The organism is Arthrobacter sp. TWP1-1 (genome assembly GCF_049897845.1).
Classification (GTDB): Bacteria; Actinomycetota; Actinomycetes; order Actinomycetales; family Micrococcaceae; genus Specibacter.
The window spans coordinates 23,706-39,427 of the sequence record NZ_JAFCXC010000004.1; the positions used below are offsets into that span (position 1 = coordinate 23,706).

Annotated in this window: 15 protein-coding genes and 1 tRNA gene; 7 read left to right on the forward strand and 9 right to left on the reverse strand. The window is 62.2% G+C overall.

Annotated elements, in window-relative coordinates; genetic code table 11:
• Nucleotides 1–80 precede the first annotated feature (80 nt).
• Together ACP7B9_RS08835 and ACP7B9_RS08840 are read right to left on the reverse strand one after the other, a co-directional pair.
• Nucleotides 81–761: a response regulator gene (locus ACP7B9_RS08835; protein WP_425862595.1), complete on the reverse strand. Its 681-nt coding sequence runs from the start codon at nt 759–761 to the stop codon at nt 81–83.
• Between the two features lie 15 nt (nt 762–776).
• Nucleotides 777–2,048, reverse strand: coding sequence for a sensor histidine kinase (locus ACP7B9_RS08840; RefSeq protein ID WP_425862596.1), 1,272 nt, complete (start codon nt 2,046–2,048; stop codon nt 777–779).
• A 162-nt stretch (nt 2,049–2,210) separates the two neighbouring features.
• Here ACP7B9_RS08840 and phoU point away from each other — a divergent pair, with 162 nt between their 5' ends.
• The gene (gene phoU / locus ACP7B9_RS08845; RefSeq protein ID WP_425862597.1) at nt 2,211–2,873 is read left to right on the forward strand and encodes a phosphate signaling complex protein PhoU; all 663 of its coding nucleotides are present in this window, start codon (nt 2,211–2,213) and stop codon (nt 2,871–2,873) included.
• Nucleotides 2,874–3,066: 193 nt separating this feature from the next.
• Here the strand turns inward: phoU and ACP7B9_RS08850 are convergent, their stop codons facing one another.
• On the reverse strand, nt 3,067–3,813 hold the full coding sequence (locus ACP7B9_RS08850; RefSeq protein WP_425862599.1) for a phosphoglyceromutase: 747 nt from the start codon (nt 3,811–3,813) through the stop codon (nt 3,067–3,069).
• A gap of 216 nt (nt 3,814–4,029) precedes the next feature.
• Between ACP7B9_RS08850 and ACP7B9_RS08855 the strand changes: the two genes are divergently transcribed.
• Together ACP7B9_RS08855 and ACP7B9_RS08860 are read left to right on the forward strand one after the other, a co-directional pair.
• The gene (locus ACP7B9_RS08855) at nt 4,030–4,914 is read left to right on the forward strand and encodes a class I SAM-dependent methyltransferase (RefSeq protein ID WP_425862601.1); all 885 of its coding nucleotides are present in this window, start codon (nt 4,030–4,032) and stop codon (nt 4,912–4,914) included.
• A gap of 36 nt (nt 4,915–4,950) precedes the next feature.
• A complete protein-coding gene (locus ACP7B9_RS08860) occupies nt 4,951–5,814 on the forward strand; it encodes a PhzF family phenazine biosynthesis protein (protein WP_425862602.1) in 864 nt (287 codons plus the stop codon).
• Between the two features lie 55 nt (nt 5,815–5,869).
• Here the strand turns inward: ACP7B9_RS08860 and ACP7B9_RS08865 are convergent, their stop codons facing one another.
• On the reverse strand, nt 5,870–6,229 hold the full coding sequence (locus ACP7B9_RS08865) for a DUF2516 family protein (RefSeq protein WP_425862604.1): 360 nt from the start codon (nt 6,227–6,229) through the stop codon (nt 5,870–5,872).
• A 72-nt stretch (nt 6,230–6,301) separates the two neighbouring features.
• Nucleotides 6,302–7,480, reverse strand: a complete 1,179-nt coding sequence (locus ACP7B9_RS08870; RefSeq protein WP_425862606.1) for a trans-sulfuration enzyme family protein — start codon at nt 7,478–7,480, stop codon at nt 6,302–6,304.
• 146 nt (nt 7,481–7,626) lie between these two features.
• Between ACP7B9_RS08870 and tmk the strand changes: the two genes are divergently transcribed.
• The 4 genes from tmk to ACP7B9_RS08890 all read left to right on the forward strand — a co-directional run bounded on the left by tmk (nt 7,627) and on the right by ACP7B9_RS08890 (nt 11,187).
• Nucleotides 7,627–8,277 carry a dTMP kinase gene (gene tmk / locus ACP7B9_RS08875; protein ID WP_425862608.1) on the forward strand — a complete coding sequence of 217 codons (651 nt, stop codon included), beginning with the start codon at nt 7,627–7,629 and terminating at the stop codon, nt 8,275–8,277.
• A complete protein-coding gene (locus tag ACP7B9_RS08880) occupies nt 8,274–9,443 on the forward strand; it encodes a DNA polymerase III subunit delta' (RefSeq protein WP_425862609.1) in 1,170 nt (389 codons plus the stop codon). The genes tmk and ACP7B9_RS08880 overlap by 4 nt, the downstream gene beginning before the upstream one ends.
• 18 nt (nt 9,444–9,461) lie before the next feature.
• A complete protein-coding gene (locus tag ACP7B9_RS08885; RefSeq protein WP_425862610.1) occupies nt 9,462–11,003 on the forward strand; it encodes an alpha/beta hydrolase in 1,542 nt (513 codons plus the stop codon).
• Nucleotides 11,004–11,111: 108 nt separating this feature from the next.
• Nucleotides 11,112–11,187: transfer RNA gene (locus tag ACP7B9_RS08890), tRNA-Thr, on the forward strand.
• A gap of 127 nt (nt 11,188–11,314) precedes the next feature.
• Here ACP7B9_RS08890 and ACP7B9_RS08895 read toward each other — a convergent pair.
• The 4 genes from ACP7B9_RS08895 to ACP7B9_RS08910 form a co-directional block, all read right to left on the reverse strand.
• Nucleotides 11,315–12,418, reverse strand: coding sequence for an ABC transporter ATP-binding protein (locus ACP7B9_RS08895; RefSeq protein ID WP_425862611.1), 1,104 nt, complete (start codon nt 12,416–12,418; stop codon nt 11,315–11,317).
• Complete coding sequence (locus ACP7B9_RS08900; protein WP_425862612.1) at nt 12,415–14,013, reverse strand: ABC transporter permease; 1,599 nt, start codon at nt 14,011–14,013, stop codon at nt 12,415–12,417. The genes ACP7B9_RS08895 and ACP7B9_RS08900 overlap by 4 nt, the downstream gene beginning before the upstream one ends.
• Nucleotides 14,014–14,018: 5 nt before the next feature.
• Nucleotides 14,019–15,083: an iron ABC transporter substrate-binding protein gene (locus tag ACP7B9_RS08905; protein ID WP_425862613.1), complete on the reverse strand. Its 1,065-nt coding sequence runs from the start codon at nt 15,081–15,083 to the stop codon at nt 14,019–14,021.
• Nucleotides 15,084–15,218: 135 nt separating this feature from the next.
• Nucleotides 15,219–15,719, reverse strand: coding sequence for a hypothetical protein (locus ACP7B9_RS08910; RefSeq protein WP_425862615.1), 501 nt, complete (start codon nt 15,717–15,719; stop codon nt 15,219–15,221).
• Between the last annotated feature and the right edge of the window lie 3 nt (nt 15,720–15,722).

The window sequence follows — 15,722 nt, forward strand, 5'->3', positions numbered from 1 at the left end:
CACTCAGGGGCAATCAAAATTGAACTTTTTCACTCATGTGACGCATTTATGACAAGAGTGTGCACAAAAAGCTGGAATCCTTAGGACTCGAACTTGTAGCCCAAGCCGCGCACCGTCACCAGGAACTTCGGGGCTGCCGGATCAGGCTCGATCTTGCTGCGCAGCCGTTTGATGTGCACATCCAGCGTTTTGGTGTCGCCCACGTAGTCCGAGCCCCACACGCGATCGATCAACTGGCCGCGGGTGAGAACCTTGCCGGCATTGCGGAGCAGCATCTCAAGGAGCTCAAATTCCTTCAAGGGGAAAGCCACAGTGTCACCAAGAACGCTGACCACGTGGCGCTCAACATCCATGCGGACCGGGCCAGCATGGACCGTGGAATCCATGAGCTCTTCAGGTTCCGTCTGGCGTCGCAGGACGGCACGGATTCGGGCGATCAGCTCACGGGAGGAATAAGGCTTCGTCACATAGTCATCGGCGCCCAGCTCCAGCCCAACAACCTTGTCGATCTCGGAGTCCTTGGCCGTCAGCATGATAATGGGGACCGTGGAACGTTGGCGTAGGTGCTTGCACACCTCGGTGCCACTCATGCCCGGCAGCTGCAGGTCGAGCAGCACTAAGTCAGCGCCGTTGCGTTCAAATTCCACGAGTGCGTCAAGGCCGTTGTCCACGACCTGCACCTCGTATCCTTCCTTGCCAAGAAGGAATGACAGGGGGTCGCTAATGGACTCCTCGTCTTCGACAATCAAGATTCTGCTCACGCTGGGTGCGCTCCTTTAGATCAGGCCGAGGTGCCGGTCGGCGCGGTGGTGACTTCCGCCGTCGGACGTTGGAGTGGAAAGTTGGGGAAGCCGGACGGTGAAGGTTGAACCCAGCTTCGGGGTCGACCACAGTGTCACCTCACCGCCGTGGTTGCTCACAATATGCTTGACGATGCTCAGGCCAAGGCCGGTGCCGCCGGTGTGACGCGAGCGGGCGGCATCGACGCGGTAGAAGCGTTCGAAGATTCGGTCCTGCTCCTGCGGCGAGAGGCCATCACCCTGATCGGAGATACTGACGGAGACGACGCCGTCGCTCACCTGCAGCCCGATTCCCACCTGGGTGTTGTCCGGTGAGTAGCGCACAGCGTTGTCGATCAAGTTGCGCAGCGCCGTCACCAGCTGCGGCTGGTCACCATAAACCAGAGCCGGCTGCGCGGCGCCGACCGCCAAGGTGATGTTTTTGCTCTGGGCCGGCAAGCGTGTCCTGTCCACGGCCTCGGCAATCACGGCGTTGATATCCACCGCCAGGGCAACGCGAGCAACATCTTTACCCTGGAGCCGGGACAACTCGATAATGTCCTGCACAAGCGCCGCCAGACGCGCCGATTCGGTCATCATCCGGGTTGCGAAGCGCCGAACAGTTGCCTGATCTTCCGGCGCAGCTACGAGGGCCTCGGCCAGCAGCGAGATGGCGCCGACGGGCGTCTTGAGCTCGTGGGAAACGTTTGCCACAAAGTCGTTGCGGACCGCCTCGGTGCGGGCGATCTCGGTGCGGTCGTCCGCCAGGAGCAAGATGTACTCCTCCGTCAGCGGTGCCACGCGGACCTGAACCACGAGCGTTCCCTGCCCCGGGGTTCCCCCCTGCGCGCTCGAGGAGTCGTGGACCGTATGTGCCTCATTGTTGCCGTCCGGCACCGAATGAGCTGCATTGGCGGCTGCCGGCAAGGCGCCACGGGGCAGGATCAGGTCTTTTTCTTCAATGACACCATCCCGGCGTACCCGGTGGGCCAATTCAAGCAATTCTCTGTGGACCACAGTGTGCCCGCGAACAAGTCCATAAGCGTAGGCACCCGGGCTGGCGCGCACCACGCCGTCGACCGTGTCAATGACGATGTACGCCTTGCCCACCACAGAGAGAACCTCGGCCGCGCCGTCGGGCAATGTTGGCTCGGTAATCTCCACGGTATGGCGGCGCGAGCGGTCACTGACGCTGAATGCGAACATGCCAAATACGCCCATGGCTAGGCCAATGAGCCCGGCTATCAGTCCAACTACCAAGGGATCCACGCAACCAGCCTAAGCTGTATACGCCCTAAAATGAGCAAAACAAGCACTTGGCGGCACCCGTTCAGCTAACGTTCACCTCTAGGTGCTGCACCGTTTACCTTTCAATGTCATGCTGAGACGTAGTTAGGGCCCCTTTTGCCCTGCCCATGAAAGGACACACGCGTGCGTAAAGTTTTCCAGGCCGAACTTCACCAGATCGGCGAAGGACTCATCGAGATTTCCGTCCTGGTTGGAGAAGCCGTCACCAAGGCCTCTACAGCCTTTGCCGCGGCCGATCTCCAAGCGGCCCAGGAAGTTATCGCCGCGGATGCCCGCATCGACTTCCTCCAGAATGACTTGGACGAGCGCGCCATCGACGTTTTGGCGTTGCAGGGACCGGTTGCCAGCGATCTGCGCATGATCGTGGGCTCACTGCGCATGAGCGCCTCGCTTGAGCGTATGGGCGATTTGGCCCGGCACATCGCTCAGCTGACTCGCCTGCGCTTCCCGAACACCGTCATCCCCGCACAGTTGCAGGAAACGTTCGCCGAGTTGGCCCGCCAGGACATGATCATTGCCACCAAGGTCACCGAACTGCTCGAGTCCCGTGACTTGGATCTCGTGGCCGACATTTCCGCGGCCAAGATCGAGATCAACAAGCTCCACAAGAGCGTTTTCACCACGATGGCCGCACCGGAATGGACGGAAACCCCGGCCACCACCGTTGATGTCACCCTGGCCAGCCGCTACTTCGAGCGCTTCGGCGACCACGGCGTCTCCGTTGCCCGCAAGGTTTCCTACCTTGTCACCGGCGCATGGCAGCCCGAGGACTTCCTCGCCGGCTAACTTTCCCGGTGGCGTTGCAAAAATGCGCCCGTCTCCCACTAATGAGCCCGTTCTACGGGGTGCATTTTTGGGAGGCGGGCGCATTTTTCATTGGGCCATACTTAGGCGTCTGAGGTGGGCGCGCTTAAAGTTCGACGGCGGGTCCCCCCTTCACATGAAGGGGGACCCGCCGTCGTTCTTGGGAAAGCTTGCGTTACTTCTTGCCCTGGTTGGCAACTGCCTGGATGGATGCCGCAGCGGCGTCCGGGTCCAGGTACTTGCCACCAGGGGTGATGGGGGCGAAGTTTTCGTCCAGTTCGTACACCAGCGGGATGCCCGTGGGGATGTTCAGGGATGCAATGGCGTCATCTGAGATGCCGTCCAGGTGCTTGACGAGGGCGCGCAGCGAGTTGCCGTGGGCCGTGACCAGAACGGTCTTGCCGGCCTTGAGGTCAACCTTGATGTCTGATTCCCAGTAGGGCAGCAGGCGGACGAGAACGTCCTTGAGGCACTCGGTGCGCGGCAGGGCATCGCCCAGGTCGGCGTAACGGGGATCGTGAGCCTGTGAGAATTCGCTGTCGTCAGCCAGGGCCGGCGGCGGGGTGTCGTAGCTGCGGCGCCATTCCATGAACTGCTCTTCGCCGAACTCGGCCAAGGTCTGTGCCTTGTCCTTGCCCTGCAATGCGCCGTAGTGGCGTTCGTTCAGGCGCCAGTCGCGCTTGACGTCGATCCAGCCACGATCGGCCTTATCCAACGCAATGTTGGCGGTGTTGATGGCGCGCTTGAGGCGCGAGGTGTACAGCACGTCCGGCAGAATGTTGTTCTCGACCAGCAGCTCACCACCGCGTGCGGCTTCGGCGAGGCCCTGCTCGTTCAGGTCTACATCCACCCATCCGGTGAACAGGTTCTTGGCGTTCCACTCACTGTGGCCATGGCGTAGCAAAATCAGCGTATAAGTCATGCTTTCATCCTACCGGGCAGTGCTGGAGGGCCCGAATTGCTACGCGGCGCTTCGACTTCTGCGGGCCTGACCCTGAACTTATGTGTTCAACCCGCCGTGAGTTCTGCGCATAAACACTCATGCGCAAAACCCACCGCGGGTCTGGCGCATAGTTTCAGGGTCCGGGGCCGCCGCTCCTGGTCAGGGTCTCCTGCGGCGCACCTCTAAACTTGTTCTGTGGTTCAACGTGCGCAGCGGGTCAAGGGTGCCTCCAACGACCCCTCGACTCAGGGTTCACGATCCGCACAGACGGCACGCCAACGCAACAAACCCTTTGGCAATGTCACCCGCGGCACCACCAACCCCAACCGGTTACGGCGTGTTGACCGCTGGTTGGCTGGCCCACAGGCCTGGCGACTCTCCACGGAGCCAAACCCGCTGGTGGTTGACCTTGGCTACGGCGGATCCCCGGCCACCGCCGTCGAACTTTATTCACGCATCCACGCCGTTTGCCCCAGTGCCCATGTGACCGGCATCGAGATTGAACCCGAGCGTGTCCGCATCGCTAAACCCTTGGAACACGAGGGCCTTGACTTCCGGGTTGGCGGCTTTGAAATTCCGGTTGCCGGCAACGCCACCATGGTGCGCGCCTTCAACGTTCTGCGCCAGTATGACGAGGCCGATGTCCGCCTCATCTGGGCCACCGTGTGCTCCCGCCTGACACCTCAAGGCATCTTCGTTGACGGCACCTGCGATGAGATCGGCCGCCGGACCACCTGGGTTGCCCTCGGCGTTGACGGCCCGCAATCCCTGACACTTTCCATGCGTTTTGGCGGCTTCGAGCTGCCCTCGGACGTCGCCGAACGGCTGCCCAAGGCGCTCATCCACCACAACATGCCGGGCGAGCGAATCCACCGATTCCTACAAGCCCTGGATAAACACTGGCTCGCCGGCGCCACGCTGGCACCCTTCGGCAACCGGCAGCGCTGGCTGCGTATGTGCAAAGCCATGTACGACGACGGATGGCCGGTTGTGCGCGCACCCTCCCGTTGGCGTTTGGGCGAGTTGACCGTAGCTTGGACCGCCGTTGATCCAGACGTTCCGATCGGCGAGACTGTCTAGATATTTTCGATTCCTGAGCGACGAACGGAGCAGACCATGACCGGTACCGCATTTCCCGAGGTTCTCCACCTTGCAGCGTTCGCCGATGGCCCCGGCGGCGGCAATATGGCCGGAGTGGTCCTCGAGGCTGCAGGGCTCAGCGATGAACAGATGCTTCGAACGGCTCGGGAACTGGGCTACTCCGAAACCGCCTTTGTCACCACCGCACTTGACGCCAACCGAGGCGCTCGGATCCGCTACTTCTCCCCCGGCGCCGAGGTCCCCTTTTGTGGCCATGCGACGGTGGCAACGGCAGTGGCCCTTGCCGAAAAGTATGGTCCCGGCGCATTCTCCCTCCTCACGTCCGCCGGTGAGATAGTTCTGGAAACCACCGAATCCGCGCAAGGCATGACGGCCTCATTCACGAGTGTTGAGCCAGCCGTCACCGAGATCTCGCCGCCAGTACTGGAGCGTTTACTGGCCCTGCTTTCGCTCGACGCCAACCAGCTACACCCGGATTATCCGGCCAAGCTAGCCTTTGCGGGCAACACGCATCCGGTGATCGTTGTGCACGAGAAGGAAGCCTTTGACGGCTTCGACTTTGATGCGCCGGGACTGCGGATCCTGATGGATGAACAAGGCTGGGCCGGCACCGTCACCGTGCTCTGGGTGGCGTCCACCGAGCCCATGGAGCTTGAAGCCAGGAACTTGTTCCCGGTGGGTGAAATTAGGGAAGATCCGGCGACGGGTTCGGCCGCAGCCTCGACCGGCGCCTACCTCCGCACCCTCAAGGCCGTGCAAACACCTTCAACGCTGGTCATCCGCCAAGGGCAGCATGTGGGAAGGTCCTGCATTCTGCATGTCAGCATCCCTGCCGAAGGCGGCATCACGGTGACAGGAACCGCCACGCACGTGCTGTGACTAGCTGCGCTGTGACTAACGTGTTGTAACTAGGCCTGGTTGTGCGAGAGCGTGCTTACCAGGAGGTGCCGCGGTTTTGCTGGCCCTTGCCGCGGCCGCGGACCTCAACCAGTACCGGACGAACATCGGCCAAATAGACTCCGGCTGCCGTAACGCCGGCAAGGCTCAAGATCAGGCCCATGCCAATCGAGGGAACCGTCAGGGTCATGAGTGGCCCAATGATGTACAGGACGCCAAAGAATACGGCACCGCCGGTCAGTGCCATCCAAAACGTCTTGGTCCGCTTGTACACGCGCTCAAAGTCACTGGCCGAGGTGCGCAGGCAATCGCTCAGGGCCCACACCTGAATGCCCAACGCCACGAGGCCCAGGGCAACCAGAACGAAAAACTCCACATAGTTCAATAAAGTGAGCACACAACAAGCTTACAGGGCACCGCGGCGGATGGAAGTGACGGCTTTCACCCGGAACGAGCCACCCGCAAGTGGCTACGCGGCTGGTGTCACCTTGGCCAGTGCCTGCTCCAGATCAACCCAGAGATCTTCAACGTTTTCGATGCCAACGCTCAGGCGCAGCAGATTCGCTGGAACAGAAACGGGCTCGTTCGCATGGCGGCGACGGCGTTCGATCAGTGATTCCACACCACCCAGTGAGGTGGCCGGTGTCCACAGGCGCAGCGCCTCAACCAAGGCCTCCGCCGCTTCCTCACCGCCAGCAACTTCGATGCACAGGATCGAGCCGAAACCGGTCATCTGGGCCTTGGCCCGGAGGTGCCCCGGATCCGAAGGTAGGCCGGGGAACAAAACCCGGCTCACGCCGTCGTGCGCGTCCAAACGGGTGGCCAGTTCCAGGGCACTGGCCTGCGAGCGCTCAACCCGCAAAGCAAGGGTGCGCAATCCGCGCAGGGCGAGCCAGGCCTCGAAGGGTCCGGCGATGGCGCCATGGATGGAGCGGTGGTGGAGCAGGGCGCTGCGCAGCTCCGGGTTGGAGGTCACGAGGGCGCCCATGATGACGTCGGAGTGCCCGGACAGGTACTTGGTGACGGAGTGCAGCACGATGTCCGAGCCAAGATCGAGCGGTTTTTGCACTAGCGGCGTGGAGAAGGTGTTGTCAGTGACAACCACGGCGCCGACTGCTTGGGCGGAGCGGCAGAGGACGTGGATGTCGGCCACCTCCAGCATGGGGTTGGTGGGGCTCTCCAGCCACAGCATGTCTGCAGCCTTCTCCCCCGCACCGGTAAGCGCGGCAATGACCTCGTCATTGTTGGCGATGTCGACGGTTCGCAGCGTGAACAGCCCCTTGGCCTCCAGCTCCTGCGCCATGACCAGCGCACCCTGGTACGAGTGGATCGGCATCACGAGTATGCCGCCAGCCGGAATCAATGACAAGGCAGCGGAAACTGCGGCAAGACCGGAGCTGAAGATCAACCCGGGAAGCGTTGCGCCTTCCAGCTGGGACAACGCCTCTTCCAGCGGATCCCAGGTGGGGTTGGAGTAGCGCCCATAGGCCCTGTCTCCATCCACGACCGTGCCGGTGCCAACATAAGTCGAGGACAAGACGATCGGCGGGTTCACGGGGGCGTCGTGCTCGCGCGCCGGCCTCCCTGCGGCTACCACCAGTGTGTCGGGGCTGAGTTGGTCTGGGTGCGCGGAAGGCTGGTACGTCATAACGTCCAGCGTAGACCGGCTGCGGTTCATCCAAGCCCAATATGACCTTGGCGCTCAATAATGTGGATAACTGTCCCTGTGGACAACCCGCCGCGGGGCCCGGCGCGGCCAAGGATCCATCCAGCTTCGGCCGGTAGTGTGGTGGAGTGACTCTTTCTTCTGCCCAACAGCCGGGCCTCTTTATTGCTTTTGAAGGTGGCGACGGTGCGGGAAAATCCACCCAAGCCGCTTTGCTCACCCAGGCCATGTCCGACGCCGGACGAACAGTTCTGCGCACCCGTGAGCCGGGCGGGACTCCAGTAGGCGAAAAGCTGCGCTCGCTGGTGCTCGAGCACGGTCAAGGCGAGATTGATGCCAAGACCGAGGCTCTGATCTTCGCCGCTGCTAGGGCTGCCCACGCCACGCAGGTCATCGCCCCCGCCGTTGCGCGCGGCGAGATTGTCATTAGCGACCGGTACGCGGATTCATCCATTGCCTACCAGGGTGCCGGCCGCGGGCTGGGCACGGAGGCAATCGTGAAGCTCAATGACTGGGCCACGAGCGGATTGTGGCCGGACCTCACCGTCTTGCTGGACGTTTCACCCGCGGAGGGCCGCGAACGGCGCACGGCCGGCGATGCTGCCGAGGACCGGATGGAGTCCGAACCCGATGACTTCCATGCCACGATTCGTGCGGCGTTCCTGGAATTGGCGCAAGCCAACCCGCAGCGCTACCTTGTACTCCCCGCCGATGGCGCCGTTAGCGAGCTGGCGCAGGTCATCCGCGACCGTATCAATGCACTCCTTGGGACCGCATGAGCGTCTGGGTTGATCTTCAGGGACAGGAATCCGTGGTGGCGCAGCTGCGCCGGGCCGCGCAGTCCGGCGCCCCTACGCACGCGTGGCTTTTGACCGGCCCACCAGGTTCAGGGCGTTCCAATGCGGCGCTGGCCTTTGCCGCCGCCCTTGTGTGCGAACAGCCCGAATTGGCCGCGCGTGGCTGCGGTGTGTGCAAGGCCTGCCACACCACCATGAACGGCACCAATGCTGACGTGACGTTTGTGGCCACAGAGAAAACCACCATCACCATCGAGGAATCCCGAGCCCTGGTGCGCAAGGCGCACGACAGCCCCTCCTCGGCCCGTTGGCGCGTCATGATCGTGGGCGACGCCGACCGCATGGCCGAGCGCACCACCAACGTGTTACTGAAGGCCATCGAAGAGCCGCCACCACGCACCATCTGGATTCTGTGTGCACCCAGCCCCGCCGATGTCCTAGTCACGATCCGTTCGCGCTGCCGCACCCTGACGCTGCGACTGCCTCCCGTGGCCGATGTTGCGGCCCTTCTGGTGCGCCGCGACGGCATTGACCCGGAGCTGGCACTGACGGCCGCCCGGGCCGCGCAAAGCCACATCGGCATTGCCCGCCGTCTGGCCACCGATTCAGGAGCGCGGGAACGCCGTGACGCCACCGTCCGGCTTCCGCTGAACCTGCGCGACGTCACCACCGCCGTTATGGCCGCGGCCTCACTGCTGGAATTGGCCCAGGCCGAGGCTGCCTCCTCCAATGAAGAGCGCGACGCCGTTGAGAAGGCCACGCTGCTGCGAAACCTTGGCGCACCCGAGACCGGGACGCTGCCGCCTTCCCTGCGCAGCCAGGTCCGTGCCCTTGAAGAAGACCAAAAGCGCCGCGCCAAGCGTTCCGTGACGGACCATCTGGACCGTGCTCTGACGGACCTGTTGTCCTTCTACCGGGATGTGCTGGTACTGCAGCTGGACGCCCGAGGAGGCTCCGACGTCGAGCGTGCATCTGTTGAGCTGGTCAACGAACCGCTGCGTACCGCCCTGGTGGAGTTTGCCGCCCGAGCCCGCCCCGAAGCCACCCTTGAGCGCCTGGACGCCGTCAATGCCGCCCGCCGCCGACTCACCACCACCAATGTTGCCCCGCTGCTGGCTCTTGAAGCCATGGCAGTCAGCCTGCTCTAACCCGTGAAGGACTCCCGTATGCCTTTTGGTAATGTTCGACGGCGCCACCGCCTGATTCTCGCGGCTGCGGCCAGCATCGGGGCGCTCTTGCTGAGCTCCTGCTCCGTGCTGGCTCCGGAGAAGAGCACGGAGACGGCAGCGTCGGCCGAGATTGTTGGCGACGTTCCCGCGGAGCTGCTGGACTTTTACACGCAGCCGGTCACGTGGACCTCCTGCAACGGCGGTTTTCAATGTGCCGAGGTGAAAGTTCCTTTGGACTATGACAAGCCTGGCGATGATTCCATCAAGCTCTCCGCGATTCGGCTTCCCGCAAGTGGGAATCGGTTGGGCGCCATGCTGGTCAACCCGGGCGGTCCCGGCGCTTCTGGAGTGGACATGGTCAAGGACGGGGCCACCTCCTATTTCTCGGACAAGCTCCGCGGCGCCTACGACGTGGTGGGATTTGATCCGCGAGGGGTTCAGCGTTCGGCCGGGGTAAAGTGCTTGGACGCCGCCCAGACGGACGCCGCCCGGCAGCAGAACTTCGATCTCTCCACCGATGCAGGGTTTGCCGCCGCAGAAGCCGAGACGAAAAAGCAGTCGGAACTGTGCCAGCAAAATTCTGGGTCCGAACTGGCCCACATCGACACCGTCAGCTCTGCTAAGGACTTGGACATCCTGCGGGCCATCGTTGGCGACAAGCAGCTGAACTACATGGGCTTCTCCTACGGCACCAAGCTGGGCGCCACCTACGCCGGGCTTTTCCCTGACCGCGTGGGGAAGTTCTCCCTGGACGGCGCCATGGATCCCGGCTTGGACATTGACGAGGTATCCATGGGCCAGGCCGTTGGCTTCGAGAACGCGTTGCGCGCCTGGGCCGCCGATTGCCTCGCCGGCACCGACTGCCCCGTGTCCGGAACTGTGGATGACGCCATGTCGCAGATTCAACAGCTCATTGCCCTCCATAAGTCGCTCCCGCAGCAAACTTCTGAGGGCCGGCTTGTGACGGGCACCGAGTTCACTGGAGCGTTGGCCTTTGGTATGTACTCCACCGATTTGTGGGAGCCGCTGAAGGGGGCGTTGACGCAGGCCTTTGCCGGAGACGCCTCCGGCATGCTCATGCTGGCCGACTTCTCGGCCGACCGCGATTCGAGTGGTGTCTACAACTCCAATACGTCCGCGGCCTTTACGGCGATCAACTGCCTTGACTACCCGATGAACACGGACACCGCACACATGCGCGAGCAGGCTGAACTGTTGAAGAAGGCCGCTCCGACCTTTGGGGATCTGTTGTCGTACTCGGGATTGACCTGCAAATACTGGCCCTACCCCGCCACTGGCGATCCTGCCCCGATCGCCGCAGCAGGCGCCGGCCCCATTCTGGTCATTGGCACCACAGGCGACCCGGCAACGCCCTACTCCTGGGCACAGTCACTGGCCGAGCAGCTGGATTCTGGCGTGCTGGTCACGTGGAAGGGCGATGGCCACACGGCTTACGGCCGTGCCAACGACTGCTTGATGTCCACGGTTGACGACTACTTCGTTGATGGAAAAGTTCCCGCGTCCGGGACCAACTGCTGATTTAAGCGTGGGCGCGGGCCGGCCGATTTTGTACATCCGGCCCGCGCATATTAGAGTTGTTACTTGTGTTCAGCACATCAACCCGGTTCGGGTCGTAGCGGAACACAGGCCTCCATAGCTCAGTTGGTAGAGCGTTTCACTCGTAATGAAAAGGTCAACAGTTCGATTCTGTTTGGAGGCTCCACTAAAACCCCGCCACGGCGGGGTTTTTTGGTTAACTCGGCCAATTTTGCGCATGGCGAGTTCTAGTGGTCGTTCCAAAAAATGCCATAGCTTGACGTCAAGCTATGGCATTTTTGGGTGTGAGCGCGTCAGCTATCCCAGGGGAAAACGACGCCTTCGCCCACAACTTTCAGGGACAGCTCGGTCCCCGGACGCGCCAGCATGGCGTTCCAGTGCCTAATGCTGATGATCTCCCCGCCGACAGGCTGGTGCGGATCGAGAGGATGCTCGGGGTCGCTCTGGATGGGTTCCAGTTGAATCCGCACGGTCGTCTCGGGTCCAAAGTAATCGGTGTCCACAACACGACCGCGGATGGGCCCGCCGTTGGCGATCCGGATTTGTTCGGGGCGCAGCATCAGGTGCACCTTGCCCTGTGCAGGTGGGCGGCGCACCGGAATACCGCCGAGGGAACACAGCGCTAGGGACCCCTCCATCCACGCTTCCAGAATGACGGCGTCTCCGAGGAACTCTGCCGTGGCCCTGTCCGAGGGGCGGGTATAAACAACGAACGGGCTGCCGATCTGGGCCAGCTGTCCATCACGCATGACGGCAACTTGATCGGCGAAGCTCAAGGCCTCGGCTTGATCGTGGGTCACCAAGATAGTGGTGACCCCGGCTTGCTCAAGTGTTTGGGAAACGGCCCGGCGCGTGGCAACCCGAAGGCCCGCGTCGAGGGCGCTAAAGGGTTCATCCAGCAGCATTAGTTCGGGCTGTCGGGCCAGGGCGCGGGCCAGGGCCACGCGCTGTTGTTGGCCACCGGACAACTGGTGCGGGCGGCGCTTGGCATAGGAGCGGTCCATGGAGACCATCTCGAGCAGCTCCCCCACCCGCAGCGCTGCTGCCTTGCCGCGCAGTGGCAGGCCGAAGGCAATGTTGGCACCAACGCTCAGGTGTGGGAACAAGGCCCCGTCCTGAGCAACGTAGCCCACGCTGCGTTTGTGCGCCGGAACCCACTTGGCTGAGCCGGCAACCTCGGCGCCACCCAGGGCAATCCGTCCAGAATCGGGAGCCGAGAAGCCAGCGATCAAACGCAAGAGTGTGGTCTTGCCCGAACCCGAGGGGCCCACAATGGCCGTGGTGCGTCCGGCAGCAACTGCGAGGTCCACGCCTTTGAGTACTTCGGTGCCACCAAAGCTCTTGCGGATGTCTCGAACCTGCAGGTGGTCGTGAGAGTTGTTGGGCTGGGTGGTCATTGTCCCGCGGCTTTCTTGGATTGCACAAAGAGTAAATACGTCATGGGCGCCGAGAGCACAATCATCAGCAGGGCATACGGTGCCGCGCCCATGTAATCAATTTCGCTGCTAAGGGACCAAAACTGGGTGGCAAGCGTACGGGTGCCGTTGGGCGCCAACAACAACGTGGCCGTCAGTTCGTTGACGATGCCAAGGAACACGAGTGCGGCACCGCCAGCGGCAGCCGGAGCGGACAACCGCAATGTGACCAGGAAGAAGGCCAGCAGTGGCGGCTTCCCCAGAGCCTGCGCAGCCTCATCCAACTGAACGGGCGCCTGCGCCAGGCCGGCCCGCAGGTTCACAAGAGCCCTCGGCATGAAGAGCAATGCGTAGGCAGCAACCAGCACCACTGAGGTTTGGTAGATGGCCGGAATGTTGTGAACGGTAATGGTCACGAGGGCCAGCGCCACCACAATGCCCGGCATGGAACTGGAGATGTAGTTGACAGCCTCCAGAAGCTTGCTGAACGGTCCAGGATGGCGGATCACCAGATACGCCAGGGGGAAGGCCAATACGGTCGTCAGCACGGCTCCGGCCAGGCCGTATCCAAGAGTCAGCAGCAAGGCGTTGATGAGGGCCGGACCTTCCCAGATGGCAGCACCACCGGCGAGGACCCACCGGCCTACATGCCACAGCGGCACGCCAAGAGCCAGGAGGGAAACGGCAATCAGCAAAAGTTGCCCGGGAATTTGGTACCAGCCCAAGGAAAGTCGGCGCGGGCTGGATTGCACGCCGGAACCTATGCGGGCGTAGCGGGCGCTGCCTCGCGACTTTGATTCGGCCAGCAACAGCAGCAGACAAAAAAGGACGAGCACGCTGGCCAGCATGTTGGCCGCGGCCCCATTGAATGTTGACCTGAACTGGTCGTAGATCGCGGTGGTGAAGGTGTCGAATGCAATCATGGCGAACGCACCGTACTCGGCCAGCAGGTGTAGCGATACCAACAGGGCTCCGCCAGCTGTAGCCAGGCGCAATTGCGGCAAGACTACCCGGAAGAACACGCGCCAAGGACTAAGACCCAAGGACGCGGCGGATTGCTCCAGGGCCGGATCCAAGCGGCTCAACACGGCAGCCACGGGAATGTAGACGAGCGGGAAGTAGGAAAGCACGGAGATCAGGACCCCGCCGAAGATGCCGCCCAACGATGGAATGGCGCTGACCCAGGCGTAGCTGTTCACAAACGCCGGGATCGCCAGCGGCGCGGCGAGCAGCACGGCCCAAACCTTGTGTCCGGCCAAGCGGGTTCGTTCAACGAGCCACGCCCCGCCAACGCCAATCACCACACACAGTGGCACGGTGATGAGCACCAGCGCCAGAGTGTTAAGCAGCAAATCGCCAACACGCGGACGGAACACCAAAGCAATCATGGTGTCCCACCCAGTGTTGGCGGTGGCCGCCACGACATACCCCAGCGGTACTAGGGAGAACGCGGCGATCAGTACGCAAAGTACGACGACAGGCCAAGGGCCGAGGCGTGAGCCCCGGCCCCCAACAGTATTACGCGAGTTTTTGGCACCCGGCGAGCCAGCCGCCGTCGTACTTTGCTGTGAAGTCATTGACTCTAGAGTAGCCCGGCAGCCGTCATCAGTTCGGTGACCTTGGTGGAGTTCAGCTTGGCCGCATCGATTGCGGGAGCCTGCAGATCCGCAAGCGGAGTCAGCTTGTCATTGGCCGCAACCTCGGAACCAACCGGGTACTCGAAGCTGGTACCGGTCTGCAGGACGGTCTGGCCGGCCTTGCCCGTGACGAACTCGAGGAACTTCGCGGCGTTGTCCTGGTGCGTGCTGGAGGCCAAAACGCCACCACCGGAAACGGAGACAAACGCGCCCGGATCCTGGTTCTTGAAGTAGTGCAAGCCTACGTTCTTGGAGTTCTCACCGGTCTTGGCCTGATCGCCGAACCAGTAGTAGTGGTAGATGACAGCGCCTTCGATTTCACCGGCGTTGACAGCCTTCATGGCCGTGGAGTTGCCCTTGTAGGCCTTGGAGTTTTCCTTCATGGACTTCAACCAAGACGCGGTGGCGTCTTCACCCTTGAGCTCAAGCATGGCCGAGACGATGGCCTGGAAATCGGCGCCCGACGGTGATGCGGCCCAGCGATCTTTCCACTCCGGCAGAGCCAGATCCATGATGGACGCAGGCAACTTGTCTTCGCTCAGCTTGGTGGTGTCGTAGGCGAAGACGGTGCTGCGGGCGGCGATACCGGTCCACTTGTTCGTGGAGGGACGGTATTCTGCGGGCACCTGCTCCTGAACCTTGGCACTGGTGTCGGCGAAGAGGCCGGCGTTTTCAACCTGCGTCATGGCCGGGGAGTTCTCGGTCAGGAACACATCGGCCGGCGACTTGGCGCCTTCTGCGATGATCTGGTTGCTCAGTTCAAGGTCGCTGCCCTGACGCAGCGTGACCTTGACTCCGGTTTCCTTCGTGAACTCATCCACCCACGCCTGTGTGAGGGATTCGTGCTGAGCGTTGTAAACGGTGATCGTGTCGCCCGCGCCGCCAGCAGCGCCGCTGCTTTCCGCCGGAGTGGTGGAGCCACCGCACGCGGCAAGTGCCAAGACTGATGCGCCGGCCAACACGGCCACGGCGGTCTTGCTGAACTGCTTCTTGGTAAACCAGGTCTTCATGGGAGCCCTTCGGCGTCAATAATAATTAGCGAATGCAAATTGATCGTAATCCATGACAGGGCAGGCTACCCTCGCCAAAGTGCCAATTGTGATATTGATCACTTTAATTGGTGGTGGTTTAGCCTGAAAATGCTGCTACCCGTCGGTAGATTTCCTTGTGTTGAGCAAGTCCCGCGCCCGGTCCACCTGCTGGTGCACAATTGCTGCCTTAAGCTCGACGCCGGACACCTCCCCCGCGCCCAACCTCAGCAAGGCGAGTGCCTCCGCTGTTGCCGCAAGGGCATTGCCTGCCCGGGAAAGTTCGCGGTGGACATCGTTGAGATAACCGCCGGTGCCGGTGGGAATTTCCATGCCGTCGCTGGGGCCGGCCATTTGCGCTTCTCTCGCGATGGCTCGCACGGCGGGGAGCAGTTCGGCGAGATCGTTCGCCACGGCCACCATGGCTTGATAGTTGGCCTGCGCTTGCGCCTCACTCTGGTTGGGCGCGGCTACTGCTTCTTCCAAGCCTTCGAGCATTTGGTGGAAACGGTCTAGCCCGCGCTGGAACCTGTCGTGGGTGCGTCGCCAAACGCCTTTGCCGAGTTCGGCGTCGTCGAGTTTGGCTTGGCGGGAAGCTGAGAAAAATCCTTTGAACATGCC